Source organism: Thiopseudomonas alkaliphila (assembly GCF_001267175.1).
In the GTDB taxonomy this organism is placed as follows: domain Bacteria; phylum Pseudomonadota; class Gammaproteobacteria; order Pseudomonadales; family Pseudomonadaceae; genus Oblitimonas; species Oblitimonas alkaliphila.
Genome location: NZ_CP012358.1, coordinates 915534 through 941541, shown reverse-complemented (window position 1 = coordinate 941541; position 26008 = coordinate 915534). Strand labels below are relative to the sequence as shown.

Below are 26008 nucleotides of genomic sequence, written 5' to 3'. Positions count from 1 at the left end.
CTTTTGATCACGCAGGCCTGGTGGTTAGGCCAGCGGAATAAATACGTGATGGCCTTCTACCAAGGCTGAGGTTAAAGGCTGTTGATAGAGTTCGGTTAAGGTGTCGACCTGCAACAGCTGCTGGCTCTCGCCCCAACGGGCTTTGCCATCGGGATACAGCAACAACACATGGCTGCACCAACGCGCGGCTAAGTTAAGGTCATGCAGACACATAATCACCGTTTTGCCGGAGTGCGCTTGTGCGGTTAATAAGCGCATCACCTGCATTTGATGCTGTAAATCTAGGTGATTCGTTGGCTCATCGAGCAGCCAAATAGCAGGGTTTTGCGTCATTAACGTAGCAATTGCGACCCGTTGCCGCTCACCGCCAGATAAACTGCTGAGTAAACGAGGCGCTAATGCTTGACAGTCTACGGCAGCTAATGCCTGCTGGGCCAGTTGCAGATCAAGTGCTTGTTCTTGTTGCCAAGGCGCCAACCATGGGTGCCGGCCCATCAGCGCTGTTTCTAAGACAGAGGCGGGAAAGCTGTCTTGGCGCTCTTGAAACACCAAACCTAATTGTTGTGCGATTTGCTTACGTGATAACTGCTTAAGAGGTTGCTGTTGCAGCAGAATTTGGCCGCTGTGGGCTGCCTTTAAACCGGCTAAGGTATGCAGCAAGGTGGTTTTGCCAACGCCATTAGGACCTAAAATGCCCCAGCTTTGACCCGCAGCAAAGTTTAGGTTTAGGGCGGTGCCAGCAGGGCGTGGCAAATCTAGCTGTAGCTCAACGCAGGCTAAAGCACTCATTAACGACTCCGATGCAAGAGATACAAAAAAGTCGGCACGCCAAGTAAAGCAGTAATAACGCCGACCGGTAATTGCTCGGGGGCAATCACGGTGCGCGCCAAGGTATCGGCCAGGACTAATAGACTGCCGCCAGCAAGGGCGCTGGCCGGTAAAATTAAGCGCTGGTCATTGCCCAACACTAAACGCAGCATATGCGGCACGATCAGTCCGACAAAACCAATGCTGCCAGCGGTGGTCACGGCGGTGGCAGTGAGTAGGCTGGCGATGAGATAAATACTCCATTCCAAGGGGCGAACGGCTACGCCTAAGGCGGCGGCTTGTAAGGGGCCGCGTGCCAACACATTAAGATTGCGCGCTAGCGGTAAAATCAGCAGGCTGGCCACTGCCAGTACGGCTAAGGCCGGCCAAGGGGAGCGCGCATAAGAGATATCGCCCATTAACCAATACAGCATGCCGGGTAATTTGTAGGAGGGGGTCAAGGCTAAGATCAGGGTAATCACTGCTCCCCAGCCGGCGGCCACGACCACCCCGGTCAGCAGTAAGCGCGAGGCGGTCCAACTGCCGCTACCTTGGGCGAGGCCAAACACCAATAACATCGCTAGCATCGCACCAGTAAAAGCCAGGCCTGAAATTAAGACCGCGCCTAGTCCAGCCAGCATAGCCAATAATGCCCCAACTGCAGCGCCACCAGATAAGCCTAGTACATAAGGATCGGCTAACGGGTTACGCAGTAAAATTTGCATTAACGCCCCGGCCACGGCCAATAAGCCTCCGGTGGCAAACGCCGCGAGGGCACGAGGCAGACGTAACTCCCAGAGCAAGGTCTGATGCAGTGGATTACCTTGCCCTTGTAACGCTAGCCATAACGCATCTGGATTAATAGTCACGCTGCCAATGGCGAGGGCTAAACCTAGGGTAAGCAGGGCAAGGCAGCCTAGTACTAAAAGCGTGCGTAGCATCGGTTAGTGTCCAGTGGCTGAGTGGGTGGGAGCATGGGTTTTGCTACGCACCTGATCTAATTGCTGACAAATATCGCGCGCTGCCTCTACTAATCGAGGCGTAGGCCGAGAAATTGGCGAGGCCGGGGTATATAACAGATTATGCTCAGCAACCGCGCGTAGTTTAGGGTAGCGCTGCCAATGATTCAGTTGGTTGGCCGGCAGTTGCTCAACGGCGCCGGTAATAATCACCTGTGGGTTTTTCTCCAGCACTGCTTCTGGGCTAATGCGTGGCACTAGGCGCGGCTGATCGGCAAATAGATTCTCACCGCCACAGAGCTTTAATACCTTGCCAATTAGGTGCTGATTATTGATGGTCATTAAGGGCGTTTCCCAGACTTGATAAAACACACTAACCGGCGTAGCTGCTTGATACTGCTCTGCTAGTTGCTGCATGGCTTGGCGAAAGCGCTCGGCTTCAGCAAAACCTGCGGGTTCGGTCCCAGCTAATACCGACAGGCGTTCAATGGCGCTGGACACCCCTTCAAAGGTGCGCGGCTCAATACTAAAAATAGGTAGGCCCAGAGCTTGCAGGCGACTGATTTGCGCCGGCGGGTTACCGCTTACCCAGGTGATAATTAAATCAGGCTGTAGGGCTAGCAAGGCTTCAAGATCAATCCGCGTATGATTGCCAACCAACGGCAGTTTTTGTGCGGCTGGCGGATAGTCGCTGTGATTAACGCCAGCAATTACCAAGTCACCTGCACCCGCAGCAAACATTAACTCGGTGGCGCCCGGAGAGAGGGTAGCTATGCGTTGGGCAGGAGCAGTTAAACACAACGTTTGCTGGGCATCGTCGGTTACGCAACGCTCAGCCGCGATCACCAGCAGCGAATTTGAGCCAAACAGACTCAGCAAACAACAGCTAAACAGTAAAGACAGCCAGCGCATAGGAACTCCGCAGTATGGGGCAGCAAGGTAGCTGCATCACTGCGCAGGTTAAGACGGGCGGCAGGGCTGATTGGCCAGCAGCAAACTGGCTGCTAAGCGCAGTCGTGCCACCGCGACTGCCCACCGCAGCGTTTGGTGTGTTAACAGGTCGGTCTCCGGACTACTAAAGCGAGGCTTAGTTACCGTTGCGGGGGCAGTGCTGGACTTGCACCAGCTTCCCAGTTTCATTGCCCAACACCGAATTTAGGCAACACCTGAAAACCTGGCGCAGGCTAACAAGGGCACTGGCGAGGGTCAATCGTTAATTTGCTGAGTAGTCGGCCAGCGCCTTGGCTAAGCGCTGCCAATCTGAGCTGTTGGCAGGCAGGCCAAAGCGGACTAACTGCTGCTGACCAAACTGGCGCACTAAAATCCCTTGGGCAGCCAAGGCATCGGCTAAGTGCTGTGGTTGTGGGCAGTGAATGGTTTGAAATAGCGCGCACCCCCCGAGTACTGAATGGCCATGTTGTTGCAGTAACTGCCGTAAGCGTTGGCTGTCTTTGGCAAGGAGTTGGCGCATCTGCTGTTGCCAGCGCTGATCAGACAAGGCGCGCGCCATTAAATAGCGGCTGGGGCCGCTGAGGGTCCAAGGGCCGAGCAGTGAAGGCAGTTCGGCTAAAATAGCTGGGTCACCGACAATGGCACCAGCGCGCACGCCAGCAAGCCCATAAAATTTACCCAGCGAGCGTAAAATCAGCAGCCCCGTAGCATCGGCCTGTGGGCATAGGCTATGTTCGGGCGTGGCATCGATAAACGCCTCGTCGACAATCAGCCAGCCATTGCGTTGTTGTAAGCATTGTAACCACTGTAATAAACGCTGGGTGGGTACGCGTTGTCCGGTTGGGTTATTGGGATTAATCCAAATTAAGACATCCAGCTGCTCAAGCCAGGTCGTCTCCTCTGCCGCCTCTGCGCTAAACAGCGCATTATCTAGCCACACAATTGTGTGGCCGGCTTGTTGCCATTGCCAGGCATGTTCTTGATAGCCGATGCGCGGCACGCCTACTCGGCAGCGGGGCCGTAGGCGAGGTAAATTCATGATGGCTGCCTGACTACCCGCTAAGAGTTCACAGCCTGCTGCTTGCGGTAGCTGCAGCTGCTGGCGAACGAGCGCTGCGAGTCCATCATCGGCTTCAGGTAATCGCTGCCAGATTGCAGCAGGAATCTTCGGCACCGGCCAGCCATGGGGATTAATTCCAGTGGAAAGATCCAGCCAGTGTTCGCGGGCAATGCCCCAGCGTTTAACTGCAGCATTGAGGCTACCACCGTGTTTGAGCAACATCTTAGCTCCCTCCCAGTGTACTCAGCAGGCATAGGCCAGCTAGGACTGCCAGCCACAGCCAAGTGCCGCGCCGGATCAAGGTAATGGCCGCATAAATGCTGGCCGCGCTGGCTGGCTGTTGGGTACCTAACCATGGGCGCTGCTTGATGCCTCCGAAGTAAGGGGCCGGACCGCCCAGCCGAACCTGCAGCGCTCCCGCACCGCTGGCCATGACGGGGCCAGCATTTGGACTATCCCACTGTTTGGCTTGTTGTTGCCAGCAGTGCCAGGCGCTGCGTCGCTGACCAAGCAGGCAATAGGTGAGGGCCGTTAGGCGAGCCGGGAGCCAACCGAGTAGATCATCAAGGCGTGCTGCGCAGCGGCCAAAGTATAAAAATCGTGGCGTACGGTAACCCCACATCGCATCTAGGGTGTTGACCAGGCGGTGCAGCACCACTCCGGGGGCCCCAGCGACAATAAACCAAAACAAGCTAGCAAAGACGGCATCGGCGCCATTTTCTAAGATTGACTCGGTGGCTGCGGCTGCCACTGCCGGTTGATCTAGCGCGCTGGTTTGACGACTGACAATACGGCTAACTTGCTGCTGGGCTTGGGCCAGATCATTATTTTGTAAAGGCACAGCAACGGCAAGGCCATGCTCACGCAAACTGCGTAAAGCAATAGCCAACCAAAGGATCAGCGAGTTGAGTGCCATTAGCCAGAATCCACTGAGCTGAGCACTTAGAAAAATTAATCCGGCCAGTACCGGTAATGTGAGCAGGAGTAGCGCTATACCGCCGCGTACTAGACGCTGCTTGGCAGAGTAACGCTCAAGATTAAGGCGCGATTCAAGGGCGTGGGCAAGGCGGCCAAAACCCACCAGCGGGTGCCACTTTTTCGGCTCGCCTAACAGTAGATCCAGCAGCAGCGCTATAGCGCAGGTGAGAAAAATCGCAAACACAGCGGCCACTATCCTAGTTCACTCAGTGGTAAAAGAGCTAAATCCTACCTGATTCGGCTGCTGTGCGCTGAATAGATACGAAATCCCCATGTGCCTAACTGCTGTTGGTTTCTTTTGGGTTGAATAATTTTATTATAAATCAAATGGTTAGTGGGTATCTTTGAACTAATACAGCGCTTGTCCCTCCATACAACTGGTGATTTAGAGAAACTAGGTGGGTAGTGAATGAACAAGCGTTGGATGGTAGGGCTAGGTATAGGCTTAGGTTTATTCAGTCTGCAGGCCCAAGCAGAGTTAGTGGATACTTTAGGCGAACTCACCGGCTACCAGATTGTTGAGCGTAAGCAAATTAAAGGCTGGGTAGATACCGATGGCAGCCAAGACAGTGCGTTTAAAGGCTGTAAAAAAGGCCGCACCATCTTGTTTGAAGATGGCCAGAGCCTCACTTGCAGCAGCTATGGTTATTTATATGCCTATCGACCACAAGCAGTGATTTTGAGCCGAGAGCTAAAGCTAGATGATCAAACCCTGCACAGTGAATACAAGATGGTGGTGGGTGATGAATTGTTTAGCATGCAGCGCTAAGTGCGGCTAAGGTACACTGCTTGGTTTTAGCCAAGCGAGCATCAGCTATGTCCTCATTACCAGTGATTAGCCTTTGTCCTGCCCAGTATTTACCGCTGGAGTTATTGCTGCTGGCCGACCCAGAGCCTAAGCAAATTCAGCGTTATTTACCCGCCTGCCAAGGCATTAGTTTGCAGCTAGAACAGCAACTGCTGGGAGCAGCCTTAGTTCAGCCCATGGGCGACAGTAAGTATGAAATCATGGCGATTGCTGTACAGCCTGAGGCTCAGCAGCAAGGTTATGGCAGTTTATTATTGCGCTGGCTGCTGGATTACTATCGCCAGCAAGGAGCACAGCAGCTCGCAGTGGCTACCGGTTGCTTTGGTTATCAGCTTGGCTTTTACCAGCGTCAGGGATTTAGGGTTGAACAAATTAGAAAGAACTTTTTTCTAGAGCACTATGCAGAGCCTGTGTTTGAACAGGGCATCCAGCACTTTGATCAGCTGTATTTGGTCTGTCAATTGCAGTGAAACACAATAGCGAAAAGTGGTAAAGAAGCGGCTAATTTGCAGTAAAAACGTCAATTTTCGAAAAATGCTATAATCATCAGTTGATTAACTGATGGAGAAAGTTTTGACTAATAAAAAAATTGCAATTTTAGGTGCCGGCCCTAGTGGATTAGCTCAGTTACGTGCCTTTGAAGCGGCGCGTTTAGCCGGTGTAAAAAATCTTCCAGAAATTATCTGCTATGAAAAGCAAAACGATATTGGTGGCATGTGGAATTACACCTGGCGTACGGGGTTAGACCGTAATGGTGAGCCAGTGCATGGCAGTATGTATCGTTATCTGTGGTCAAATGGTCCCAAAGAATGTTTAGAGTTTGCTGACTATTCGTTTGAAGAGCACTTTGGCGAGCCAATTCCTTCCTACCCACCGCGGGAAGTGTTGAAAGACTACATCATGGGGCGGATTAACCAACAAGAGATCCGCAAGTACATCCGCTTTGAGTGTCCTGTACGCTGGGTGACCTTTGATGAGGACACAAAAAAGTTTACCGTCACCGTGATGAACCATAAAACCGGTGAGCAAGAAACCGATGAGTTTGATTATGTGGTGGTAGCGACTGGGCATTTTTCAACCCCAAATATGCCGTACTTTGAAGGTTTAGAAGAGTTTACTGGGCGGGTAATGCATGCCCATGATTTTCGTGATGCCTTAGAGTTTAAAGACCAAGATATTCTATTGGTCGGTGGCAGTTTTTCTGCCGAAGATATTGGTACCCAGTGCTATAAATACGGCGCTAACTCGATCACCATTAGTTATCGCAGCAAGCCACTGGGTTATGCGTGGCCAGAATCAATTAAAGAAGTACCGCTCATTACACGCTTTGAAGATGATATTGCCTACTTTGCAGATGGAACCAGCCAGCGCTTTGATGCAGTGATTATGTGTACGGGGTATATGTTTCATTTCCCGTTTTTACCGGATGAGTTACGCTTACAAACCCATAACTGTTTGTATCCTGCTAACTTATATAAGGGTATTTTCTGGCAGCCAAATCCCCAGCTAATTTATCTGGGGATGCAGGATCAATACTTCACCTTTAATATGTTTGACGCTCAAGCGTGGTATGCGCGCGATGTAATGCTAGGTAAGTTGCCTTTACCAGCGCTTGCTGAGCGTGAAGCAGACGAGCAAAAGTGGCTGGCGGAGTGTGAGCAGTTACAAAATGCCGATCAAGAAATTGATTTTCAGGCTAAATACATTCGTGATCTGACGCAACCTACTGATTATCCAGAATTTGCGGTAGAAAAGCAGGCCGAGATTTTTAAGCAGTGGCAGCACGATAAAAAGCACAACATTATGGGCTTTCGTGAAAAATCCTATCGCTCAACGTTAACCAATACCTTAGCCCCAGAGCTACCACAGCCGTGGCTAGAGATTTTGGATGACTCCCTAGAGCATTTTTTAAATCTGACCCTAACTAAGCCGCAAAAGCGTGCCAGTAATGGCTAAAGATAAAATAATAGTCTGATTTCACTTAGCTAAAATAAAGCCCCAATAGCGATCCGCTGTTGGGGCTTTTTTGTGTAGTGTTAAAAACTTACTTGGCTGCAGTGACTGCAGAGGTGTCGACACTGATGCCTTGCTCGTTAAAGACTTGCTGGGTGACGCTTAGCGCATTAATTACGCTGGGAAAACCCACGTAAGGAATCAGGTGCATAATGCAGCCCACAATTTCTTCGCCAGTTAAGCCAACGCTTAAGCCGGTTTTAATGTGCATCGCAATTTGTGGTTTGCCTTGTGCCACAAGCGCGGTAATAGTGGTTAAGACCTTTTGTTTATTATCTAGCCCAGGGCGCGAGTAAATGCCACCGAAGGCGTACTCGACCACATAATTTTTCAGATCGGGGGCAATATCACTAAAGGCCTCACCAATATCCATAAAGCCAGTAGGGTCATCATCTGGTGAATTGGTCAGCTCTTGAATCTTACGGATGCCTTTTTGGTACAGGTCATGGGACATAGGTTAGTTTCCTTTTTAATGAAATGACGATAGGTTAAGGGCAAGGTACCTAAATTAGTCGGCATTTTGTAGTCATCGAGTAAAAGCAGGGGCATTGTGACTGGATAATTTTACTCAGAGCTTTACTATTTGCGATTATTTCACGCTTAAGGCAGTTACTAGGTGGGTTGATGTCGATTATTTTTATACTGCATGCACTCTTGGTGCTGTCGTTTACCTTGCGGATTTTATTACGTGATGATCTGCAGCCTTCGGGGCGTCTGGCCTGGTTTATTGTGCTGAACGTGCTGCCGTACTTGGGGAGTATGATTTACTTTCTATTTGGTGAGGTGGATATTGGTAAGCATGCAAAAAAGCGTCACGATCAAATTTTTGCCGAAATTCAGCGTAAAGCTGCGGCTTTTATGGGCCAGCCAGAACAGGTAGAACAACTGGTTGAGCGGGTGTATCGCCCAGCCTTTCACTATGCCGGCTCAATTAATGGTTTTCATACCCAGGGCGGAAACCGAGCGCACTTATTTAGTGATAGCGCTGCGACCTTGCAGCAAATGATTGCCGATATTGATGCGGCCACTGATCACGTGCATGTGTTGTATTACATCTGGCTAAATGATCATACCGGCACCGCAATTGCGGAAGCGTTAATGCGCGCGGCGCGGCGCGGCGTCAAGTGCCGCGCACTGGCTGATGGCATGGGGTCACGGGCGTTGATTGGCTCAGGCTTATGGTGGCAGATGCAACAGGCAGGAGTGCAAGCAGTAGTGGCGTTGCCCTATAGCAACTTAGTGCGCACTTTATTTGCCAGCCGTATTGATCTGCGCAACCACCGTAAAATTACCGTGATTGATTGCAAGATTACCTATTGTGGCAGCCAAAATGCGGCAGACCCTGAATTTTTAGTGAAACAGCAATACGGGCCGTGGGTGGATATTATGTTCCGCTTTGAAGGGCCGATAGTGGCGCAAAATCAGTTGTTATTTGCCAGTGATTGGATGCAGGCCACCCAAGAGCCCTTAGAGTTGATTCCTTTGCAAGCTACCCATTACGCGTCAGGTTTTGCGGCGCAGGTGATGGGCAGCGGCCCCACCGAACGGCGCGGTGCCACTCCACAGTTGTTTACTAATTTGTTTGCCAGCGCCGAGCGCAGCATCATTTTATCCACTCCCTACTTTGTGCCCGATACCACCACGATTGAAGCCTTATGTGCAGCAGCGCATCGCGGGGTTAAGGTTAAACTAATTTTTCCCAAGCAAAATGACAGCTGGATTGTTGCTGCTGCCAGTCGCAGTTATTACCACCGCTTGCTGGAAGCAGGGTGTTTAATTTACGAGCATGGGCCAGGGTTATTGCACGCCAAAACATTAACTGTGGATGATAAGGTCAGTTTAATTGGTTCGTCTAACTTGGATTTACGTAGTTTTGACTTGAACTATGAGAACAATATCTTGCTCTATGATGCACCGCTCACCCAAGCCATTGAACAGCGTCAGTTAACCTATATAGCAGATTCAGAGCCAGTGGCGCTGGAGCAAGTATTAAGTTGGAGCTATAAGCGGCGGGTATGGCATAACGTGATTGCCACTATTGGTCCGGTGTTATAAGCGCAGCTATTTTGGCAAAATGCTTAGCAGTGGTGGGCGATAGGTATACCCTAATAGGGTACGCGTGACTGCATGAGTGGTAACTGCAGAAGAGGCGAATCAAAACAGGTGAGATGTATGCAGAAATTTCCCAAAGATATCTATACCGAACCCCAGCCAGACAGCGACACCTTAGCCAACCTTGGTCCTTTACGTGCTATGGCCGGTATTTGGCAAGGCCAATTGGGGATGGATGTAAATCCCAAAGCACAAGGCGCCGAGCATCAAGCATTTATTGAGCAAATCGAGTTACAGCCAATTGATGGGCAAACCAATGGCCCGCAACTGTATTACGGTCTGCGCTATCACACTCGTATTTTTAAACCCGATGACAACGAAACCTTTCATGATCAGGTGGGCTATTGGCTGTGGGAGCCGGCTAGCGGCAGTATTATTCAAACCTTAACCATTCCCCGTGGGCAAACCGCGATGGCGGTAGGGCAAACCCATGCGCAGGCGCGAGAGTTTCGTTTAGAGGCGGTGCGCGGCTCGTTAACCAATGGAATTTCTTCTAATCCATTTTTAGAGCATGCCTTTCGGACTGAGCGCTATGTAATTGAAGTACAAACCCATGCTGATGGCAGCTGGTCTTACCGTCAAGAAACGACCTTGATTATTCCTGGACAAGCCGAGCCTTTTGCCCATACGGATCATAATCACTTGTATAAAATTGCTGAGCCGAGCTTAAATCCAACCGCTTATGCAGCGCAGCAAGCGGCGACAGAGACCGGAGGTTAACCATGTATTACGGTGAGCGCTTTAATGCCATCAGTCATTGTGTCGGGGCGGTGCTGGCGCTGATTGGTTGTGTATGTTTGGTGATTAGTAGTGCCTGGCAGGGCGCAGTGAAAGAAATAGTCAGTGCCAGTGTTTATGGTGGCAGCTTAGTGACTCTCTACACCACTTCAACGCTGTATCACTCGGTCAGTGGGCGGCTGAAACAGATTTTTCAAAAACTGGATCACTGTGCGATTTATCTGTTAATTGCGGGTAGTTACACCCCCTTTACCTTGATTACCTTAGAAGGAGCCTGGGGCTGGACCTTGTTTGGGATTAACTGGAGCCTTGCTGTGATCGGCATTATTCAAGAGTTCTGGTTAGGAAAGCGAACCCGCGTGCTATCGCTCATTATTTATTTAGTAATGGGCTGGTTAATTGTGATTGCTTTAAAACCTTTGGTTGCAGCCATGCCCGTGGCGGGTTTAGCGTGGCTAGTGGCCGGCGGAGTGACCTATAGTTTGGGGGTGGTTTTCTTTGTTCTAGATGAAAAAATTCAGCATGGACATGGCATTTGGCACTTATTTGTTTTAGCCGGCAGCATCATGCAGTTTATTAGCATCTTTGTTTATGTGCTCTAGTGGCTTTATTGTGTAGCTAACTAAGTAGCGGCAGCCAGGGAAACAGCAGCACCTGTTGCTGGAGGTAGGGTTGTGGGTAGCGAGCCAATAGCTGCTGAAACAACAGCAGCACCTGAGGTAGTGTTTGCTGTTGCTGCTGAAAGGCGCTCAGCGCTGTATCAAGCTGTTGTGTCTCGCTGGCTGTGAGTTGCTTTAAGTAACCTTTAATATGCAGCAGCGCGTTATATTCACGCCCCCGTTGGGCGGGTAAAGCCAAGGCTTGTAGCAGCTGGTGAATATAGTGTGCTAAAAACTCCCCGCTCAGTGGTTGTTTAGCGGCCATTGCCAGTTGTTGGCCAAGCCGTTTATAACAGGCAGGATCCCGCGCCATCAGCAGATATTTGTAGCAGCTATGAAAGTGATAGAGCGCTGCAGGTTGCAGTGGTTGTTGGATTAATTGCTGCCATTGGTAATAACACTGTACCCGATAGAAAAAGTGCAGTCGCAATTCTGGCTGCGCTAGCTGTTGTTGCTCAATCATTGGCAGTAAAGGCAGGTGTTGTTGTAGGCAACGGATAAAAAATCCAGGTTGCGCAGACAGTTGGCCTTGAGGATAAAAGATGGTGCTAGAGCTGAGAGCGCAAGAAGGCGATTTTTGCATCAATACATAGCCGGCCACCGCGTGCTGTTGAAGCTGTTGGGCCACCTGCTGCGCATAGTGCTGAATGGCTACGCCATGGCTAATGCTGGGTGTCTGGACGTTGACTACATCTAAGGCGGTAATGGCCTTGGCGCTGGGTTGTTGCTGTTGAATCGGTGGACGTGGCGTGCCTAACCCGATGGCCATTTCTGGGCAAAGAGGCAACCACTCAATCCATGGCTGCAAGTGTTCCATACACAGCGCACTGTACTTATGCGCCGCGTTATAGCGCACCTTAGCGCCAGTTAAGCAGCTGCTAATGGCTAACGAAATACGTGGATTGGGTGGCTGAGCCGGCATCACAATGGCCTAGTTGGTAAGTAAAGAAAGCCCTAGATTAGGACTCGCAACGGCGTAAATCAACAGGGCCAACATAGGGGTTGGCATTTTTTTGCACACAAGCATTGGCTTGATTTCGCCACTTTTCCCAAGCGTTAACGGGGTATTTTTTATGCCAGATTTCATAGATGCGCCGATCAGACTTGGATAAACGCAGCTGATAGGTATCGGCCATATATAAATAAGACCTGGCAATGGCGCCGCGGGTATGTTCAGGTGGCATGGCTTTGCGCTGTTTAAAATCCACCACGAACTCACAGCGACCATACTGACTAGGGGCTTCCCGCCACTCGGTTAAGACAAAATTACTGCGATCACCGTTAACCTCACCCACCACCGGTACCAAGTTATGTAGATCCGCTTCAGCTACGCGAAATACTGGGTCATTTGCGGCACAGTTTTTACGTCCCCCATCTTGCCAGCATTGCCGTTGATGGCCGATGGTCCAGGCCGGCACGATATGTTCCCACTCAACCCGTTGCGCTCGGTTGGCATTTTTGCGTGGCACGTAACCGCAGGACTTTAAGTCCAAACGGTTGCCATGGATATCGCAGCCACAGTAAAAGTCTTTCACCGGTTGTGCTGGATTGAAGGGGTTAACCGCGTAGATTTTCCATGCTTGATTTTTGGCTTGGGCAAAACTGCTCAGTTGATGGGGCGCTTTATTCCCTGGAAAGTCTGGGTAACTGCCTGGTTGAATACTTGGGGTTGGCTTAGAGGGGGCTGTTGTTGTCCGTGGTAAATATTCCGCCAGTTCTGGAAAGTACGGCTCAAGCCAGTGTGCATAATGCAGCGCAGTTTGTAGCCACTGCGAATTTGAAAAATTAGGTTGAATCAGCAGTGCAAGCGTCAAAAGACCGATCAAGGCCGCTTGATACAGGTAGTTAATTGGACGTGGCAAGCCACTGCCGGTGACTAAATCTTTTAACAGTTGGAAAATTTGGTTCACGAAAGCCTCGAGGTAAAATCATTAAGTGCTTCCGTGCGCGCCGTATTTTACTGATTGAGGCTAAAAAAGCCATAAGAAATAAGCCCTTAGCTAAGGGCTCACAACTGACTCGAGCCCTTAGCCAAGATCGATCGCTTTAATTTGCTCGGGTAGAAGAAAAGCTAAGCGCTGCTTTACTGAGCATTAAGGCCACGCTGCCGCAGGCGGTTAGGGCGATCGGCAGGGTGCTTAAGGTTTGGGGGAATAAGCTCACAATCAGCCCGACTATCCCTGCAATCACAAACTGCATCATACCCATTAAAGAAGAAGCAATTCCGGCATGTTGCTGGGCTTGGGCCATCGTTAGAGCAGTAAGGTTACCTGTGACTAAGCCCAGCATGGCCATAGCTAAGCCGAGCAGCAGGGCGTAGCTTAGCGCTGAGATTTCGCTCAGAAGAGCAGTGGCCGTTAAGCTAATGGCAAGCGCGATAAATAAACCAATGCCTAGGTAAAAAATACGATGCACCTGCATGACCTTAAGTAAGCGCAGGTTAATTTGGCTGATCACAATCATCACGCCAGCGTTGGCAGCAAATAAGTAACTAAATTGCTCGGGAGTGAAATTAAAGTGGCTAATAAAAACAAAAGGCGAATTACTGATATAGCTAAAAAGTGCACCTAAGGTGCCGCCAGTGGCTAAGGTAAAGAGTAAAAATCTTGGATTGCCCAGTAGCTCGCCATAACTTTTCAAAACCTTTGAGAAAGCTAAGGGTAAACGATTTTCCGGGGCCAAGGTTTCCGGCAGTAAGCGCCAGCTGAAGGTTAAGCAAATTACCCCAACGGCGGCTAAGGTCCAGAAAATACTGTGCCACTCACCAAAGCGTAAAATCATGCCACCAATTAAGGGGGCTGTAATGGGAGCGATCATCATTACTTGCATCAGCATCGAAAAAATTCGTGCTGAGTCTTGCACATCACAGGTATCGGCTACCACTGCCCGGGGCGTCACCGCGCCAGCCGCAGCGCCGATGGCTTGAAAGAAACGGGCTAGCAGTAAACCTTCAAAACTATCGGTGGTCGCAGCAAATACCGAGCTTAGGGTAAAAATACTAATGCCTAGAAGCAGTGGCAGCTTACGCCCAAAGCGATCCAGTAAAGGGCCATACAGGCCTTGACCGACACCTAGGCCAATTAAAAACACCGTCAGTGTTTGTTGTACTTGGCCAGCAGAAATATTAAAGCTATCGCCAACCGCAGGAAATGCCGGTAAGTACATATCAATGGCGGTAGCGACAATGGCACTGAGCGATGCCAATAAAATAATGAGTTGCCAATTGAGGCGAATAGGGGGTCTGACGTGGGTCATTGAATCTCTCAGATGGTTTAAATGTGAATCATTCTTAATTGTTGCTAGGTTAACCCGTTTAGCTATTTATCGATAGCAAAATGTCACTTCGATAGTTCCTCAGGTAATATGCCGCTTGGATCGATATAAGATACTGCCAACATGGCATAACAGAAGCACGAAATGGGGGTTAAAGTGACAGCAGTTTGGGCAAAAGGGTCAATGCTCAGCGGCATTCTATTCGCAGGGGCATTAGCCATCGCTGCATCACTGCTGAGTCAATGGCCAGTGTTAGCCGCGCATGGGTTAGGTGTGTTAACGGTAGCTGTTATGTTGGGGATGCTGCTGGGTAATGCATTACCTAATCACTGGCATGCTCAGCTAGCCCCTGGACTAAACTTTAGTAAGCAACGTTTATTACGGATTGGCGTGGCTTTATTTGGCTTGCGCTTATCCTTAAGCGAGGTGCTGCAGGTAGGCGTTGGGGCGCTAGTGGTGGATGCGCTGATGATGCTGAGCACCATTGTGTTAGCGATTTGGCTGGGGACCAAACTACTGCGTTTATCAACGGTTGATGCCTTGCTGATTGGCAGTGGTCACGCAGTGTGTGGTGCTGCGGCGGTGTTGGCCTGCAGCGGTATGGTTAAAGCGAAAGATAATCAGGTGGCGATTGCCGTGGCTTGCGTGGTGATTTTTGGCACCCTGAGTATGCTGCTGTACCCGTGGTTGTATCAGCTACAGCTCGGCTTTTTTGCTGATGATCACGCCTTTGGCATTTTTATTGGAGCAACGGTGCATGAGGTGGCACAGGTAGTAGCGATTGGCACTGCTTTGCCAGAGGCCACAGCCCAAGCTGCTTTGGTGAGTAAGTTAATTCGTGTGTTGTTGCTGGCGCCCTTTATTTTATTGCTAGGTTGGTGGTGGCTACGCCGTCACGCAGGCGCTGGGGTCACTAGCAGCGAAAAAGTACAGGTGCCCATGCCTGTCTTTGTCTTTGGCTTTATCGCCTGCATGCTGCTAAATACCTGGTTTCCATTGTCGCTAGCGCAAGCTAAATGGGCCTATTGGCTGGATGATTTATTACTTGCCACTGCCATGGCCGCTTTAGGTTTAGGAACCCGTTGGCGCGACCTTAAGCAGGCCGGAATTAAACCGTTATTACTAGCCGCCGCCTTAACCTTGCAGCTGATGCTGCTAGGTGCGCTGGCTAGTTCAGTAATTCTTTAATGCTGCGCTCTTCTTCTTGTAGCGCGCGGTGTCTGGCATCAATTTTAGCGGCTAAGGGGTAGTTATTCGCCGCACGTTGTTTGGCATAAATCAGTTGCTCGTAGGCCTGCTGATACTCACCAACCAAAGCAAAGTATTCAGCGCGAGCTTGGTGCAAACCAATAATATTATTGGTTAGTCCCTGAACTTCAGCGAGCTGAAACCAAATATCGGGATCATAAGGGCGTTTGCGGACCAACTTATTCAGTAGGTTTTCGGCGTCTTGAGCGCGGCCTTGCTGTAAGTAAAAGTTGGCCAGTACTTGCTGGGCTGGAAAGTATTCAGGCTGCTGTTGTAATAAGCGCTTCAAGCGCTGCTCTGCAGCTGTGTAGCGTTTTAGGCTGATTTCTAAATCGACATAAGCCAGTTGATAAATGCTATTTTGCGGGGCGCTGTTGATCAGTAAGTCGAGATTTTGTTGCGCGTCCTTGAGCGCTTGGGCGCGGATTTGCGCCAGCGCTAAGCCATAGCGCGCTACGTCATTATTGGGTTGCTCTTGTAATTGCGCCCGAAAACGCTTGAGCGCAATTCCTGGGGTCTCTTCAAAGGTAAGCTGGAGGCGCGCCCGTAATAACTGATAGGTTAGGCTATCGACTTTGCCGTGTGGTGCAGCGCGTTCGGCGCGGTTGCGAGTATCGGCAATGCGTGACTCGGTGATGGGGTGAGTCAGTAAAAACTCAGGTGGCATCTTATCGTAACGATACTGGCGAGTCAGGCGCTCAAACATTTGTGGCATGGCTCTTGGATCAAAACCAGCTTTTTCCATATTAGCTAGCCCAATGCGGTCGGCTTCTTGCTCATTTTGCCGCGAGAAACGCTGGCGCTCCTGAAAAGCAGCAGCTTGCGAGCCAGCAATTGCAGCCATGGTTAAGTCTGCGCCGCCGCCTGCTGCAGCGGCGACAATACCGGCTAACATGGCAGCCATCATCGGTACTTGCATTTTCTTTTGTGCTTCGAGACCACGGGCAAAATGGCGTTGGGATAAGTGCGCCAGTTCGTGGGCCATAACTGAAATATATTCTGCTTCAGTTTGGGCGTTTAGAATTAACCCGGCATTGACTCCGATAATACCGCCAGGAGCGGCAAAGGCATTTAGTTCGGGGCTGGCTAATAAAATAAACTCTAAGCGCCGATCTCTTAACTGACTGGTTTCTGCTAGACGCGCCACGCTGGTTTCAACGTAGTGCTTAATTAAAGGATCTGACAGCTGTTTGACTTGTCCACGCAGAATGCTTAACCAAGCTCGGCCTAGGCGGTGCTCTTGCTCGGGTGAAATAAGCGCAGAGCTTGCATCACCTAAAGCCGGCAGCTCGTAGGCAGTGCTTGGCAGTGCCCAGAGCAGTGATAAAGACAGTAAAGAGACGCGAAGTAGCCCCATGGAGTCAGTCCTTAATGGTCAATCAAAGAGGTATTGAGTGTAGCTTAACTGGCTGAGACTGGCAGCTAGTCCTGGCGTTATTACTCGGTTTGTTTAGTAGCGGTTCAGTCATTGCCCTGAAAGCGCTAAGCCAGACCTTGAACTCACCTGCTTAGTTCGATAAAGCTTGTATCTTCAACAGCGTATGCTATAAAAATGCCCAACTTTAACCAGAACAACAATAGACAGAAGAACAAGATGAATAATCAATTTAATGCAGTGCAGGTAGTGGATGCTACGGGATTGGCTTGCCCGTTACCGCTACTCAAATTAAAGCTGGGGTTAAATCAGTTGGCTTCCGGTGAAGTTATTCAATTACTGGCCACCGATGCCGGCTCACAGCGCGATGTGGTGAGTTTTGCTAAGTTGGCAGGGCATCGCTTAGTTAACCAGCAGCAACAGGACGGCGTATTCAGCTACTGGTTAGCTAAGGCTTAGTCAAAGGATTAGGAGGCTTGATTAAGCTGTTGGGCTGCGGCGAGAACTTCAGCGACGTGGCCTTTTACTTTGACTTTACGCCACTCGTGTTGCAATACGCCGTTGGCATCGATTAAAAAGGTGCTGCGCTCTATGCCAAGGTACTCTTTGCCATAGAGCTTTTTAAGCTTAATGACCGCAAATTGCTGGCAAAGGGTTTCTTCGGGATCGCTAATAAGTTCAAATGGAAAACCATGTTTGGCTTTAAAGTTTTCGTGGGTGCGTAAGCTGTCCCGTGAAACACCAAACACCACCGTGTTAGCCGCTTGAAACTCAGGGTAGGCATCTCGAAACTCTTGGCCTTCGGTGGTACAACCTGGCGTGTTGTCTTTTGGGTAAAAGTAAATCACAACCTGTTTACCTTGTAGTTGAGCAAGTTCTACCTGAGTATCGGCGGTCGCTTGGGCAATAAAATTAGGTACGGCTTTTTGCAATTCAAGGCTCATATCGATTCTCCTTTCAAGCATGATTAAATTAACTGAGGGCGCCAAGGCTCAATCAGCGCATCCAAATTAAGCGAGTCGGCAAAGTCTAAAAACTGGTCACGAATCCAACTAATTTGCGCAGTGATCGGCAAGGTCACGGTAATGGTTGCGTTAAGCATCATGGTTTGAGTTTGCGGCGCGATATATGACTCATAGGCGATATTTTCTAGATTGATTTGCTGATCGCTAAAAAACTGACAGAGCTCCGCCAAAATATCGGGTCGATACAGCGCGTTCACATAAACAATGTAGGGTAACGCTTGCTCGGTGCTGTCTTGTTGCTCAGTGCGCACCACCGTTAGGTGAATATTTTCCCGTTTGGCAATATTAGGCAGGCTGACTTCAAGCCGCGCTAACGCATCCCAGCTGCCTCCTGCTTGCACCACTAAGGCGCTGTGTTGTTCATGGCGGGTTAGGCGACTATTGACAACCGAGCAGCGGCTTTCTAAGCAGGCGCGGCACAGCGCGTTGGTCAGCTCAATCGGATTTTGGCCAATGGCACTAATCACTAAATACTGATTGCGTGGAGAATAAGGGGTTTTCATACAGGCTTCCTACAATCGAAAGTAACAGTGCGCGTTAAATGTCAGAGCCTAATATACGCATAAAATCTAAAAGAATGAAAAAAGCCAGTTAAATTGCACAAAACTTAGGCTTTAATAGCAGAATGCTTGTGCTAAATAAGGCTGATTAGTACCATTAGCGGTATTTCGTTTTTCTATCCTAGCAGGAGCAGTTGCATGATTTCAGGCAGTATGGTGGCGTTAGTCACACCAATGGACGAGCAGGGCAATTTGGATTGGCAGGCGCTGACCAAGCTGGTCGACTTCCATTTGGCCGAAGGCACTAACGCACTGGTGGCTGTAGGTACCTCTGGTGAGTCTGCAACCCTCAATGTTGAAGAGCACGTAGAAGTTATTCGCCGTGTGGTTGAGCAAGTCAATGGCCGTATTCCGGTAATTGCCGGAACCGGTGCTAACTGCACCCGTGAGGCGGTGGCACTGACCCAGAATGCAAAAAAAGTCGGGGCTGATGCCTGCTTATTAGTGACGCCTTATTACAATAAGCCAACCCAAGAAGGCCTGTATCAGCACTTCAAGCACATTGCTGAAGCGGTAGATATTCCACAAATTCTGTATAACGTACCGGGTCGTACGGTGTGCGACATGTTGCCGGAAACAGTAGCTCGGCTGTCTAAAATTTCGAATATTATTGGAATCAAAGAAGCCACTGGCTGCCTTGAGCGCGCCCAGCAAGTACTCGATTTAGTGGACGCTGATTTTATTGTGTTGTCGGGCGATGATGCCACGGCTGCGGAGCTAATTTTGCTCGGTGGTAAAGGTAATATTTCAGTTACCGCTAACGTTGCGCCAAAAGCCATGGCAGAGCTGTGCCGTCTGGCTTTAGAGGGTAAAGCTGAAGAAGCACGGGCTTTAAATGATGCCTTAATGCCGCTGCATAACGCGATGTTTGTTGAAGCTAACCCCATTCCGGTGAAGTGGGCCTTACATGAAATGGGGCTGATTAATACCGGTATTCGTTTACCTTTAACGCCACTGAGCGAAGCTTTACGTGCGCCTTTAGTGGCCACTTTGCGTCAGTGCAAACTGATAGCCTAATTTGTAATGCGTTTACTAAAGGTTAACAGCATGAAACAGTTGCCAAGTTTTACCCTGATTGCTCTTTCGCTTGCCGCCTTAAGTGGCTGCAGTTGGATTGGTGGCGATAAAGGTTATTTTCGTGATCGTGGCAGTGATTATTTGCAGGCCGATCAGGGCTCGCCAATGCAGCTACCACAAGGGGTACAAACCAAGCGTTTAGATCCTTTGATGCCGATTCCCACACATGTCAGTAATATTGAGCAAACAGAGTTTGCTGTCCCACGGGCAGGCGTCGCCACTGAGAAAAAAATGGTGGATGACTACAGCTTGCATCAGAGTGGGCAGTCGCAGTGGATTGTGGCTCAGCAAATTCCAGCGCAGGTATGGTCCAACGTGATGGGTTATTTTATGGCCCAGGGCTTTAGGATTCAGTCTGAGTCGCCTCAGGTTGGACAGTTTGTTACCGAGTGGCAAACCTTGGCGAATACTTCAGCGCCTTTGGCTGCACGCTTTGGCGAGGCCGCTGCGCAGATGCAAGCTCAGGTGCTAGTACGGATTGAGCCAGGTGTGCAACGTAACACCAGTGAGATTTTTCTAGAGCCGCAGCTGCGCCAACTTGAGGGAAATGCCTCTGTTGAAACAACCCATGGCTCTTTTGAGAAAACATTGCTGGATGCACTGCGTACCTATTTAGTGCAGAACCAAGATCAGCAGCAAAGTGTTTCCTTATTGGCAGCGAATCGTCAGTTTGATACGCCAGATAAGGTTAATTTGAGCGAGGTCAATGGTCTGCCAGTTTTAGTCTTAGATACCAGCTTTGATCGAGCTTGGTCGAGTGTTGGGCGTGCTTTAGAGCAAGCCAATATTGCCATTGAAGACCTTAATCGCAGCGCTAGTCAGTATGAGATTAATTTAGCCGTTGCGCCTAAAACGCAAAAACGAGGCTGGTTTAAGCGCACCTTCACGAAAGATCCCGCTAAAGTAAAACCCGAGCTGTATCAAATTCAGTTGCAGCCGATGGGGCGTCAAGTTGAAGTGCGGGTGATGGATGGTGCAGAGCCTGCAACAGAGGTCAAAGCGAAGTCGATCTTACAGCGTTTAAAAGCCAGTTTAAGTTAAACTAGGCCGATTGTTTATCCAGGCGAAACCACGGTTTCGCCTGTTTTATTTTTATTCTGTACCCAGTGTGGAGCTAAGCAAGCGATGACTGATGCAAACGCTTTAAGCTTAAAAAAACTATATTCCGGAAAAGTTCGTGATCTGTATGAGATTGACCAGCAGCGCATGCTGATGGTGGCCAGTGATCGTCTTTCGGCCTTCGATGTGATTTTAGAACAGCCGATCCCGGACAAGGGCAAAATTTTAACCAGTATTTCTAACTTCTGGTTTGAAAAACTAAAAGACCTGATTCCTAATCATTTTACTGGGGATCAGGTAGCTGATGTGGTGAGCGCTGAAGAATTACCTTTAGTTGAAGGGCGCTCGGTAGTGGCTAAGCGCTTAAAACCAGTGGCGGTTGAAGCTATTGTTCGTGGTTACTTAGTCGGTTCCGGTTGGAAAGAGTATCAGCAGCATGGCACGGTGTGCGGTATTGCTTTGCCAGCGGGTTTAAAAGAGGCGGCTAAATTACCTGAGCCCATTTTTACTCCTTCAACCAAGGCTGAAGTAGGTGATCACGACGAGAACATTTCCTTTGCTCAGTGCCAAGCCATTATTGGTGAGCAACTGGCCGAGCAAGTGCGTGATGTGTCTATTCAGCTGTATAAGGCGGCGGTTGAATATGCAGCCAGTCGGGGCATTATTATTGCCGATACCAAGTTTGAATTTGGTTTGGATGAAGCGGGTAATTTAACCTTGATGGATGAGGTGTTAACGCCTGATTCGAGCCGTTTTTGGCCGCAAGAGAGCTATCAAGAAGGCACTAATCCGCCAAGTTTTGATAAGCAGTTTGTGCGTGATTGGTTAGAAGCCAGTGGCTGGAACAAACAAGCACCTGCGCCGATTATTCCACAGGAAGTGATCACTAAGACCGCAGAAAAATACCGTGAAGCAGCCTTGCGTTTATTCGGTGACTGCTAAGTTGCTTGCTGTATTTGTTAGCTAAACAAAAACAGGTAAAGAAGCAAGTCAAAAATTGCATTTTTTACCTGTTTATTTTCTAAGTTATTAACATAAAGACTTGACAACTAAAAAACCTTTTTTGCCCTTGGGTGGAATTGAGTTGACTCACTACTCGTTGTAAGTTATTGAAAATTAAAGAAATATTTTCTGGTGAAAAAAACAACAATTTGTAGAGAGGCAGCATGTTTAGTGGGTTGTAGCAATTTCTTAAACTGATATAAACAGAGTTATCCACAGAATGTGTGGATTGTTTTTCTAGCCCTGATTAAGCCACGCTTAGCGTGCTTTTTTTCAATTAAGGTGTGGGTAAGGTGCGAGCTAATCAGTCATCCCATTTTGAGCGTTAAGCTTGGGGCTGGGAAGAATTGATAGACAAAAAATAGGTAATAAAAAACGCTATGCCGAGCCGCAGTCGAACATAGCGTTATTGAATGTCAAACACCAGTTAACGGGTTAGTGTTTTAATAAATGCTCAGGTGGAATCTCACAGTCAATTTTTTTGCCCAGTAAAGCTTCAATCGGCGGCAGGGCAAAAGCATCATCTTCTCCTGCAAAACTGATCGAGGCACCTTCAGTGCCAGCGCGTCCGGTGCGGCCAATCCGGTGCACGTAATCATCTGGGGTTTCTGGCAGAGTGTAGTTAATCACATGACTGATGCCATCAATATGAATCCCGCGACCAGCGACATCAGTGGCGACCAAGACTTGTAGCTTGCCTTGCTTAAAGTCTTCGAGTACGCGCATCCGTTTGTTTTGTGGAACATCGCCTGACATTTGCGCAGCTTTAATACCATCTTTACGTAAACGTTCTTCAATGCGTCGTACTTCGTCTTTACGGTTAGCAAAGACCATGACTCGCGACCAGTCATTTTGCTGAATCAAATTCCGCAATAGACGGTATTTGTCACTGTTAGCCACCGCATAGACTTGTTGCGCAACGCGATCGCTAGCGACTTGTTCAGGTTCAATTTCCACAATGGCTGGGTTAATCGTCCACTGTTCTGCTAAGCGCATCACGTCGTCGGTGAAGGTCGCTGAAAATAGCAGGGTTTGTCGCTCGGATTTGGGTGGCGTGTGGCGAATAATTTGGCGTACTTGAGGAATAAAGCCCATATCTAACATACGGTCTGCTTCATCAAGGACCAAGACTTCGACCATATCCAAGTGGACTTCGCCACGTTGTTGAAAATCTAGCAGGCGTCCTGGGGTTGCTACCAAAATGTCGCAGTAATTTTTTTCTAGTGCTTTGAGTTGTTTATCAAAGTCCATGCCGCCGACAAAACTCATGACGTTGAGCTCAGTGTAGCGGGTTAAGTTAATCGCATCTTGGGCAATTTGTGCTACGAGTTCGCGAGTAGGCGCAATGATTAGGGCGCGTGGCTCCCCCATGTAGCGTTCTTTGGGGGGAGGCACTTGCTGTAATTGGGTAATGGTTGAAATTAAAAAGGCCGCAGTTTTACCAGTACCAGTTTGGGCGCGACCAATGGCGTCACGGCCGGCGATTGTGTGCCCCAATACACCCGCTTGAATCGGTGTACAGTAAGGAAAGCCAAGGTCATGGATGGCGTGCATCAGTGGCTCGGACAAGGGGAAATCATGGAAGCGAGTCTTGCCTGCTGCAGGTTCAACCTGAAAGTCACTGAGTGACCAAGCCGCTTTTTTCGGGGCAGCTTTAGCTGGACGGGCTTTACGTGGGGGAGTGGATTTGTTTGGCTCGCTTTGCGTAGCATGACGCGAGCGCGGCTTGCTGTTATTTGCAGCAGCGCTAGTTTCGGTATGGCTTGCAGCAGTCGATGGCGCTTGCTTAGCGGCAGGATCGGTGGGCATGCCAAATAGTTTTTTAAGTGCTTTGAGCACGGCGTTCTCATTATAGTGTGAAAGGTAGCTGGATTTTACGTCAGTCCCTAGGTTGATGAAATATCAATTAATGCCAAAGTAAGTAGCTTAATTGAGGTGTTGTTCGAGCCAAGACTCAATATCTTTAATTTGCTGGGGGTGCACTTCATGTTGCATAGGGTAGTCTGCCCAGCGGCTTTCAACTTGCCAGGCTTGCAGCTGCTGAAAGGCAGCTTGTCCCATGGCAGGGGGGACGACGCCATCGAATAAGCCGTGCATAACAAAGGCAGGGCGCTGCGTGGAAATGGGCTGCAACTCAGGGCTAAAGGTAGGTGCATAGGTGGACAGCGCCAGTACGCCACCGAGGGAGCCTGACCAGCGTAAGTAGGCAGTGTGTAAGACTACCGCGCCACCTTGGGAAAAACCGGCTAAGAAAATTCGTTTAGGGTTAATGCCAGCATCGCGTTGCTGCTCAATCAGCTGCATTACGCCTTCGGCCGATTGCTCTAGTTGTTGTTGATTAATCGCGCGTTTATTGGCGCTCATTTCTAAAATGTCGTACCAGCTCGGCATAGCATAGCCGCCATTGACCGTGACTGGCCGGGTTGGGGCTTGGGGTAAAATAAAGCGCGTGCTGCGCAGCTTAGGCTGCAGCATTTGTGCTACCGGCTCAAAGTCGGTTTGGCTAGCACCTAGGCCATGGAGCCAAATTACTGCCGAGTCAGCTGTTTGCAGGGGTTCAACAATCAATGCGTCTAACATGGTGTAGGGTGCTCCAAAGCTTCAAAGCATTGCGCCGCGCGGTTTTTCTGTACTGCGCCAGCAGCAAAAATTTGTCCATTCATCGCGATATAAATACCTGCGGCTAAGCAGTGTGCGGCCCCTAGGGCAAAGCCTAGATTAAAGGGGGCATCACTGTGTTGCATCAGAGCAGGCTGCATCGCCCCGGTCAAGACGATGGTTTTATCGGGGTAAGCGGTTCTGGCTTGATTAAGGTAGTCAGCGCTTAGGGCCATGGTATCGGTGCCGTGGATAATCACAATCTGTTGGGCATTAGACTGTTCAATGGTTTGACTTAGTAAGGCACGATCCGCCTCGGTAAGCTCTAAGCTGTCTTTTTTGAGCAGGCTGGTCAGCTGATAACGGCAGTTGACCTTGGCTTGCTGTAAGATGTTGGCGGCTTGTGGCTCGCCAATAGAAAACTCAGATAAGGCATCAAAGTAAACCTTATCAAAGGTGCCACCGGTAGTAATAATCTGTATAGCCATCAGTTATTGCATTCAAATCAAGAAGAATAGGCATTCTGTCATAGAATTCAGCCAAAGTCGTAGTTTAGAGCTTTATGGAAATTAAACAATCAGCCCCCAGCACAAACTCATCAGCGCCAGCTTCGGCTCAGCAGCCTTGGTGGGTGTACTTAATTAGGGCAGAAAACAATGCGCTGTATTGTGGTATCAGTAATAATCCACAGGCACGCTTAGCTAAGCATCAAGCCGGCAAGGGCGCACGATTTTTTGCGTTAAGCCCGGCAGTGGCCATGGTCTATCTAGAAGCCTGTGCTGATAAATCCACGGCGCTTAAGCGTGAATTAGCAATTAAGAAGTTAGGTAAGGCGGCGAAAGAGCAGCTAGTGCGCAAGGCGACTGAGGTGATGGAGCAAAAGCGGAGTGAAGGCATTGGGGAAAGTCAGCAAGGCGCAGGGTGAGCTGCGCCTTGTCTGAAGAGCTAAATTACTGATAAGCGCCAGGAATTGGGCGTAAATTGATTTCTACGCGGCGGTTATCTTGGCGGCCTTGGGCGGTACTATTGCTAGCAATAGGCTGATCTGGACCTGCACCATGCACACTCATTCTGCCGCGATTAACCCCTTGGCTGCTGAGGTAATCGGCTACGCTTTGCGCGCGACGCTGTGACAGATTTAGGTTAAGCTGGCGTGAACCTGTGCTGTCAGTGTGACCAACGATTTCAATAGTGTTTTGATCGTACTGTTGGAAGGAGCGGGCTAAGTCATTTAGCGGCGCGTAGAACTCGCTGGTAATGTTGGCTGAGTTGGTAGCAAAGGTGACGTTACCCGGCATTACGAGGGTCAGATTGTCGCCTTCACGTTGAACTTCAATGCCAGTGCCTTGCATGCTGCGACGAAGCTCGGCTTCTTGTTTGTCAGCATAGTAGCCATAACCGGCACCTGCAGCACCTGCTACCGCCGCGCCAATTAAGGCGCCTTTACCGCGGTCTTTTTTGCTAGACGTTGCGGCACCTACTGCCGCGCCAGCTAGGGCACCTAAACCACCATACATCGCGGTTTTGTTACGGTCGGTCGGTTCGTTGTACGGGTTATTGTTAGCGCAACCGGCAATCAGCGCTAGGGCACTGGCTGCAACAATTAGTTTAGTTAAGCCTTTCATTTGGTGTTACTCCTGTTCAGCTTATAACTCAATAGTATTTAACGCTCAATAGAGCTTAAATACAGCAAATAATTCCTTAGC

General features: G+C 49.5%; 28 protein-coding genes and 1 riboswitch. Of the genes, 12 read left to right on the top strand and 16 right to left on the bottom strand.

Going from position 1 to position 26008, the window contains the following annotated elements:
* Nucleotides 1–24: 24 nt before the first annotated feature.
* The 5 genes from AKN87_RS04545 to cbiB all read right to left on the bottom strand — a co-directional run bounded on the left by AKN87_RS04545 (nt 25) and on the right by cbiB (nt 4948).
* On the bottom strand, nt 25–789 hold the full coding sequence (locus AKN87_RS04545) for an ABC transporter ATP-binding protein (RefSeq protein WP_053102622.1): 765 nt from the start codon (nt 787–789) through the stop codon (nt 25–27).
* On the bottom strand, nt 789–1748 hold the full coding sequence (locus tag AKN87_RS04540; protein WP_053102621.1) for a FecCD family ABC transporter permease: 960 nt from the start codon (nt 1746–1748) through the stop codon (nt 789–791). Before AKN87_RS04540 ends, AKN87_RS04545 begins: the two co-directional genes overlap by 1 nt.
* Before the next feature lie 3 nt (nt 1749–1751).
* A complete protein-coding gene (locus AKN87_RS04535) occupies nt 1752–2678 on the bottom strand; it encodes a cobalamin-binding protein (protein ID WP_080995503.1) in 927 nt (308 codons plus the stop codon).
* Nucleotides 2679–2807: 129 nt separating this feature from the next.
* A riboswitch (cobalamin riboswitch) is annotated at nt 2808–2951 on the bottom strand.
* A 28-nt stretch (nt 2952–2979) separates the two neighbouring features.
* Nucleotides 2980–3999, bottom strand: coding sequence for a threonine-phosphate decarboxylase CobD (gene cobD, locus AKN87_RS04530; RefSeq protein WP_053102620.1), 1020 nt, complete (start codon nt 3997–3999; stop codon nt 2980–2982).
* Nucleotide 4000: 1 nt separating this feature from the next.
* On the bottom strand, nt 4001–4948 hold the full coding sequence (gene cbiB, locus AKN87_RS04525; protein WP_053102619.1) for an adenosylcobinamide-phosphate synthase CbiB: 948 nt from the start codon (nt 4946–4948) through the stop codon (nt 4001–4003).
* Between the two features lie 216 nt (nt 4949–5164).
* Here cbiB and AKN87_RS04520 point away from each other — a divergent pair, with 216 nt between their 5' ends.
* The 3 genes from AKN87_RS04520 to AKN87_RS04510 all read left to right on the top strand — a co-directional run bounded on the left by AKN87_RS04520 (nt 5165) and on the right by AKN87_RS04510 (nt 7519).
* On the top strand, nt 5165–5524 hold the full coding sequence (locus AKN87_RS04520) for a hypothetical protein (RefSeq protein ID WP_053102618.1): 360 nt from the start codon (nt 5165–5167) through the stop codon (nt 5522–5524).
* 47 nt (nt 5525–5571) lie between these two features.
* A complete protein-coding gene (locus AKN87_RS04515; protein ID WP_053102617.1) occupies nt 5572–6033 on the top strand; it encodes a GNAT family N-acetyltransferase in 462 nt (153 codons plus the stop codon).
* 103 nt (nt 6034–6136) lie between these two features.
* On the top strand, nt 6137–7519 hold the full coding sequence (locus tag AKN87_RS04510; RefSeq protein WP_231692617.1) for an NAD(P)-binding domain-containing protein: 1383 nt from the start codon (nt 6137–6139) through the stop codon (nt 7517–7519).
* An 88-nt stretch (nt 7520–7607) separates the two neighbouring features.
* Here the strand turns inward: AKN87_RS04510 and AKN87_RS04505 are convergent, their stop codons facing one another.
* Complete coding sequence (locus tag AKN87_RS04505; protein ID WP_053102615.1) at nt 7608–8030, bottom strand: carboxymuconolactone decarboxylase family protein; 423 nt, start codon at nt 8028–8030, stop codon at nt 7608–7610.
* Between the two features lie 170 nt (nt 8031–8200).
* On the opposite strand from AKN87_RS04505, the gene cls reads away from it, so the two are divergent.
* The 3 genes from cls to trhA all read left to right on the top strand — a co-directional run bounded on the left by cls (nt 8201) and on the right by trhA (nt 11028).
* Nucleotides 8201–9631: a cardiolipin synthase gene (cls, locus tag AKN87_RS04500; protein WP_053102614.1), complete on the top strand. Its 1431-nt coding sequence runs from the start codon at nt 8201–8203 to the stop codon at nt 9629–9631.
* 117 nt (nt 9632–9748) lie between these two features.
* Nucleotides 9749–10408 carry an FABP family protein gene (locus tag AKN87_RS04495; RefSeq protein WP_053102613.1) on the top strand — a complete coding sequence of 220 codons (660 nt, stop codon included), beginning with the start codon at nt 9749–9751 and terminating at the stop codon, nt 10406–10408.
* 2 nt (nt 10409–10410) lie between these two features.
* Nucleotides 10411–11028, top strand: a complete 618-nt coding sequence (trhA, locus tag AKN87_RS04490; RefSeq protein WP_053099846.1) for a PAQR family membrane homeostasis protein TrhA — start codon at nt 10411–10413, stop codon at nt 11026–11028.
* 16 nt (nt 11029–11044) lie between these two features.
* On the opposite strand, the gene AKN87_RS04485 is transcribed toward trhA, so the two are convergent.
* The 3 genes from AKN87_RS04485 to AKN87_RS04475 all read right to left on the bottom strand — a co-directional run bounded on the left by AKN87_RS04485 (nt 11045) and on the right by AKN87_RS04475 (nt 14340).
* The gene (locus AKN87_RS04485) at nt 11045–12007 is read right to left on the bottom strand and encodes a DUF523 and DUF1722 domain-containing protein (protein WP_053102612.1); all 963 of its coding nucleotides are present in this window, start codon (nt 12005–12007) and stop codon (nt 11045–11047) included.
* Nucleotides 12008–12044: 37 nt separating this feature from the next.
* Nucleotides 12045–12746: an endonuclease gene (locus tag AKN87_RS04480; RefSeq protein ID WP_080995576.1), complete on the bottom strand. Its 702-nt coding sequence runs from the start codon at nt 12744–12746 to the stop codon at nt 12045–12047.
* Between the two features lie 385 nt (nt 12747–13131).
* A complete protein-coding gene (locus tag AKN87_RS04475) occupies nt 13132–14340 on the bottom strand; it encodes a multidrug effflux MFS transporter (protein ID WP_053102610.1) in 1209 nt (402 codons plus the stop codon).
* 162 nt (nt 14341–14502) lie between these two features.
* On the opposite strand from AKN87_RS04475, the gene AKN87_RS04470 reads away from it, so the two are divergent.
* A complete protein-coding gene (locus AKN87_RS04470) occupies nt 14503–15546 on the top strand; it encodes a YeiH family protein (RefSeq protein WP_053102609.1) in 1044 nt (347 codons plus the stop codon).
* Here AKN87_RS04470 and AKN87_RS04465 read toward each other — a convergent pair.
* On the bottom strand, nt 15527–16963 hold the full coding sequence (locus AKN87_RS04465; protein ID WP_053102608.1) for a M48 family metalloprotease: 1437 nt from the start codon (nt 16961–16963) through the stop codon (nt 15527–15529). The genes AKN87_RS04470 and AKN87_RS04465 overlap by 20 nt on opposite strands.
* Before the next feature lie 237 nt (nt 16964–17200).
* Between AKN87_RS04465 and AKN87_RS04460 the strand changes: the two genes are divergently transcribed.
* On the top strand, nt 17201–17440 hold the full coding sequence (locus AKN87_RS04460; protein WP_053099840.1) for a sulfurtransferase TusA family protein: 240 nt from the start codon (nt 17201–17203) through the stop codon (nt 17438–17440).
* An 8-nt stretch (nt 17441–17448) separates the two neighbouring features.
* Here AKN87_RS04460 and AKN87_RS04455 read toward each other — a convergent pair whose 3' ends face one another.
* Nucleotides 17449–17925, bottom strand: a complete 477-nt coding sequence (locus tag AKN87_RS04455) for a peroxiredoxin (protein WP_053099839.1) — start codon at nt 17923–17925, stop codon at nt 17449–17451.
* 23 nt (nt 17926–17948) lie between these two features.
* Nucleotides 17949–18509: a glycine cleavage system protein R gene (locus tag AKN87_RS04450; protein ID WP_053099838.1), complete on the bottom strand. Its 561-nt coding sequence runs from the start codon at nt 18507–18509 to the stop codon at nt 17949–17951.
* Between the two features lie 195 nt (nt 18510–18704).
* Here AKN87_RS04450 and dapA point away from each other — a divergent pair, with 195 nt between their 5' ends.
* The 3 genes from dapA to AKN87_RS04435 all read left to right on the top strand — a co-directional run bounded on the left by dapA (nt 18705) and on the right by AKN87_RS04435 (nt 21644).
* Entirely contained in the window at nt 18705–19583 is an 879-nt protein-coding gene (dapA, locus tag AKN87_RS04445; protein WP_053102607.1) for a 4-hydroxy-tetrahydrodipicolinate synthase, read from the top strand.
* 30 nt (nt 19584–19613) lie between these two features.
* A complete protein-coding gene (bamC, locus tag AKN87_RS04440) occupies nt 19614–20684 on the top strand; it encodes an outer membrane protein assembly factor BamC (protein WP_053102606.1) in 1071 nt (356 codons plus the stop codon).
* A gap of 84 nt (nt 20685–20768) precedes the next feature.
* The gene (locus tag AKN87_RS04435; protein ID WP_053099835.1) at nt 20769–21644 is read left to right on the top strand and encodes a phosphoribosylaminoimidazolesuccinocarboxamide synthase; all 876 of its coding nucleotides are present in this window, start codon (nt 20769–20771) and stop codon (nt 21642–21644) included.
* Between the two features lie 495 nt (nt 21645–22139).
* Here the strand turns inward: AKN87_RS04435 and rhlB are convergent, their stop codons facing one another.
* From rhlB to AKN87_RS04420, 3 genes are all read right to left on the bottom strand, one after another.
* Nucleotides 22140–23543, bottom strand: coding sequence for an ATP-dependent RNA helicase RhlB (gene rhlB, locus AKN87_RS04430; RefSeq protein WP_053102605.1), 1404 nt, complete (start codon nt 23541–23543; stop codon nt 22140–22142).
* Nucleotides 23544–23630: 87 nt separating this feature from the next.
* Nucleotides 23631–24284, bottom strand: a complete 654-nt coding sequence (locus AKN87_RS04425; protein ID WP_053102604.1) for an alpha/beta hydrolase — start codon at nt 24282–24284, stop codon at nt 23631–23633.
* Nucleotides 24278–24790: an asparaginase domain-containing protein gene (locus tag AKN87_RS04420; RefSeq protein ID WP_053102603.1), complete on the bottom strand. Its 513-nt coding sequence runs from the start codon at nt 24788–24790 to the stop codon at nt 24278–24280. The genes AKN87_RS04425 and AKN87_RS04420 overlap by 7 nt, the downstream gene beginning before the upstream one ends.
* A 74-nt stretch (nt 24791–24864) precedes the next feature.
* Between AKN87_RS04420 and AKN87_RS04415 the strand changes: the two genes are divergently transcribed.
* Nucleotides 24865–25227, top strand: coding sequence for a GIY-YIG nuclease family protein (locus tag AKN87_RS04415; protein WP_053102602.1), 363 nt, complete (start codon nt 24865–24867; stop codon nt 25225–25227).
* Between the two features lie 25 nt (nt 25228–25252).
* On the opposite strand, the gene AKN87_RS04410 is transcribed toward AKN87_RS04415, so the two are convergent.
* Complete coding sequence (locus tag AKN87_RS04410) at nt 25253–25927, bottom strand: OmpA family protein (RefSeq protein ID WP_053102601.1); 675 nt, start codon at nt 25925–25927, stop codon at nt 25253–25255.
* Between the last annotated feature and the right edge of the window lie 81 nt (nt 25928–26008).

What these genes read in the sequence shown, in the direction of transcription:
- AKN87_RS04515 (WP_053102617.1), top strand. Translation starts at nt 5,572, where the DNA reads ATGTCCTCATTACCAGTGATTAGCCTTTGTCCTGCCCAGTATTTACCG.
- trhA (WP_053099846.1), top strand. Translation starts at nt 10,411, where the DNA reads ATGTATTACGGTGAGCGCTTTAATGCCATCAGTCATTGTGTCGGGGCG.
- AKN87_RS04505 (WP_053102615.1), bottom strand. Translation starts at nt 8,030, where the DNA reads ATGTCCCATGACCTGTACCAAAAAGGCATCCGTAAGATTCAAGAGCTG.
- AKN87_RS04470 (WP_053102609.1), top strand. Translation starts at nt 14,503, where the DNA reads ATGGGGGTTAAAGTGACAGCAGTTTGGGCAAAAGGGTCAATGCTCAGC.
- AKN87_RS04545 (WP_053102622.1), bottom strand. Translation starts at nt 789, where the DNA reads ATGAGTGCTTTAGCCTGCGTTGAGCTACAGCTAGATTTGCCACGCCCT.
- AKN87_RS04520 (WP_053102618.1), top strand. Translation starts at nt 5,165, where the DNA reads ATGAACAAGCGTTGGATGGTAGGGCTAGGTATAGGCTTAGGTTTATTC.
- AKN87_RS04410 (WP_053102601.1), bottom strand. Translation starts at nt 25,927, where the DNA reads ATGAAAGGCTTAACTAAACTAATTGTTGCAGCCAGTGCCCTAGCGCTG.
- dapA (WP_053102607.1), top strand. Translation starts at nt 18,705, where the DNA reads ATGATTTCAGGCAGTATGGTGGCGTTAGTCACACCAATGGACGAGCAG.
- AKN87_RS04465 (WP_053102608.1), bottom strand. Translation starts at nt 16,963, where the DNA reads ATGGGGCTACTTCGCGTCTCTTTACTGTCTTTATCACTGCTCTGGGCA.
- AKN87_RS04435 (WP_053099835.1), top strand. Translation starts at nt 20,769, where the DNA reads ATGACTGATGCAAACGCTTTAAGCTTAAAAAAACTATATTCCGGAAAA.
- AKN87_RS04415 (WP_053102602.1), top strand. Translation starts at nt 24,865, where the DNA reads ATGGAAATTAAACAATCAGCCCCCAGCACAAACTCATCAGCGCCAGCT.
- AKN87_RS04455 (WP_053099839.1), bottom strand. Translation starts at nt 17,925, where the DNA reads ATGAGCCTTGAATTGCAAAAAGCCGTACCTAATTTTATTGCCCAAGCG.
- AKN87_RS04540 (WP_053102621.1), bottom strand. Translation starts at nt 1,748, where the DNA reads ATGCTACGCACGCTTTTAGTACTAGGCTGCCTTGCCCTGCTTACCCTA.
- AKN87_RS04495 (WP_053102613.1), top strand. Translation starts at nt 9,749, where the DNA reads ATGCAGAAATTTCCCAAAGATATCTATACCGAACCCCAGCCAGACAGC.
- cls (WP_053102614.1), top strand. Translation starts at nt 8,201, where the DNA reads ATGTCGATTATTTTTATACTGCATGCACTCTTGGTGCTGTCGTTTACC.
- AKN87_RS04475 (WP_053102610.1), bottom strand. Translation starts at nt 14,340, where the DNA reads ATGACCCACGTCAGACCCCCTATTCGCCTCAATTGGCAACTCATTATT.
- AKN87_RS04460 (WP_053099840.1), top strand. Translation starts at nt 17,201, where the DNA reads ATGAATAATCAATTTAATGCAGTGCAGGTAGTGGATGCTACGGGATTG.
- AKN87_RS04485 (WP_053102612.1), bottom strand. Translation starts at nt 12,007, where the DNA reads ATGCCGGCTCAGCCACCCAATCCACGTATTTCGTTAGCCATTAGCAGC.
- AKN87_RS04425 (WP_053102604.1), bottom strand. Translation starts at nt 24,284, where the DNA reads ATGTTAGACGCATTGATTGTTGAACCCCTGCAAACAGCTGACTCGGCA.
- bamC (WP_053102606.1), top strand. Translation starts at nt 19,614, where the DNA reads ATGAAACAGTTGCCAAGTTTTACCCTGATTGCTCTTTCGCTTGCCGCC.
- AKN87_RS04450 (WP_053099838.1), bottom strand. Translation starts at nt 18,509, where the DNA reads ATGAAAACCCCTTATTCTCCACGCAATCAGTATTTAGTGATTAGTGCC.
- AKN87_RS04535 (WP_080995503.1), bottom strand. Translation starts at nt 2,678, where the DNA reads ATGCGCTGGCTGTCTTTACTGTTTAGCTGTTGTTTGCTGAGTCTGTTT.
- cobD (WP_053102620.1), bottom strand. Translation starts at nt 3,999, where the DNA reads ATGTTGCTCAAACACGGTGGTAGCCTCAATGCTGCAGTTAAACGCTGG.
- AKN87_RS04420 (WP_053102603.1), bottom strand. Translation starts at nt 24,790, where the DNA reads ATGGCTATACAGATTATTACTACCGGTGGCACCTTTGATAAGGTTTAC.